The organism is Caballeronia arationis (assembly GCF_001544975.2).
Lineage (GTDB): Bacteria > Pseudomonadota > Gammaproteobacteria > Burkholderiales > Burkholderiaceae > Caballeronia > Caballeronia arationis.
In genome coordinates, this window is record NZ_FCOG02000423.1 from 1 (window position 1) to 1,488 (window position 1,488).

The 1,488-nt window shown below is 60.8% G+C and carries 2 pseudogenes; both read left to right on the top strand.

Features of this window, described 5'->3' with window-relative positions:
- Positions 1-445 (top strand): annotated as a pseudogene (locus tag AWB81_RS42835) (hypothetical protein); the annotation flags it as partial.
- Positions 446-952: 507 nt separating this feature from the next.
- A pseudogene (locus AWB81_RS42845) lies at positions 953-1,488 on the top strand (hypothetical protein); the annotation flags it as partial.

Consider the following 1,488-nt stretch of genomic DNA (forward strand, 5'->3'; position numbering starts at 1 on the left):
AGCCTGCCGCCGCGATACGAACGCTTGCGCTTTCATCTGGGATTACTTCCGGGCGAATCCGAGGTGGTTGAATCTCATCAACAACGGAAATCTGCATGAAGGGCGGTACCTCAAGCGGTCGCCGAAACTGACCGAGGCGATTTCGCCCGTGATCGACTTGGTGCGCGCGACTTTGGCGCGCGTGGCAGCCACTGGGGATTTCCGGGCCGATGTGGACGCGCTGGATTTCCACGTCACGCTGGCCGCAATGGGTTACTACCCGGTTTCCAATCGGTTCACCCTGAAAGCGTTTGTCGGACGGGACTACACGAACCGTCGGTCATCGAGGCGGAGACTGAGTTGCAAGTCAAGAGATGCTGATTGCATATTTGCAGCCGGCGTCGCCAGGCGCATCGCCTTGAGCTTCGCGTCTTCCCCGGAAGTTACTGCCGCTGTCGACGCGTGATCGACGGACGACCGATCGGTCCGATCCTGCCGACGAGTTCGCTCGCTGCTTCGCGATCGCTTCGCGGCCTTGATCGGCGAGGCTGTCGAGATCGCCGCCGCGATGACGGTCAAGTTCTCCACCGGTAGGGCCTTCAAGGCGCGGTCAACGCGTCTTGACGTCTCGAGACTTCAGGCGTGGGCGAATGCACGCGGCCGGATCAGAACAACTGGCTCTCAAGCGGAAGCAGATTGGCCAGTTTGACGGCCGTCAGTCGCTCGCGCCCATCGGGATGAATCGAGCGGATCATGACGCGCTGACCGCGCGCTTCGCCTAAAATCTCGACGATGCGATCGCGGTAATGCGCCAGCGTGCCGCGTGACGGTTTTCGCTTCGTGCGAAGGCGAGTCGATGAGGGCATAAGCGAGCGGTAGCATGTGTCGCTCCGATTATGCCAAGCTTTCGCCTGCCGCGCGTATCCGTCGACGCACACCGGCACACCGACAACTAGGCCTATGGTGAAGTCGCATGCCAGCACATAAATGGACTTTCGCGCCTCGCTTCAGACGCTCGGCGTTCGGATGGAGATCGGCGCTGCCGGTCCAGCGTATCAAAGAAGCGATATCTGAAATCCGTTCCGCCGCACGCGTCGACCCAGTGCTGGGCGCAAAGGGCGCAGTCATGCTGCTCGAAAAATTGTCGCCTGCACTCGAGCAGGTTGACAGTTCCTCGGGCGCTCTGGGCAGCGCCGTCAATCGCGCAATCGATGTGCTGGTGCCGGTGATCGCCGCGGCCGACGTGCCGCAAGCGGTGCGGGACCGCTGGTTAGAACGGCTGTTCGAAGCGTTACAAGAGGATCAGATGCCGTACATCGAGAGTCTGGGCGAACACTGGGGCACATTATGTGTCACGCCCGAGCTCGCTTCTCGATGGGCAGACCAATTATTGCCGCTTACCCGGCATGTTGTGCAGGCGGACGAGTACGGATTTTTCGTCGGGACCATACCGTGTTTGAGCGCATTACACGCGGCCGGTCGCTTCGATGAGGTGCTGGAGCTTGTCAG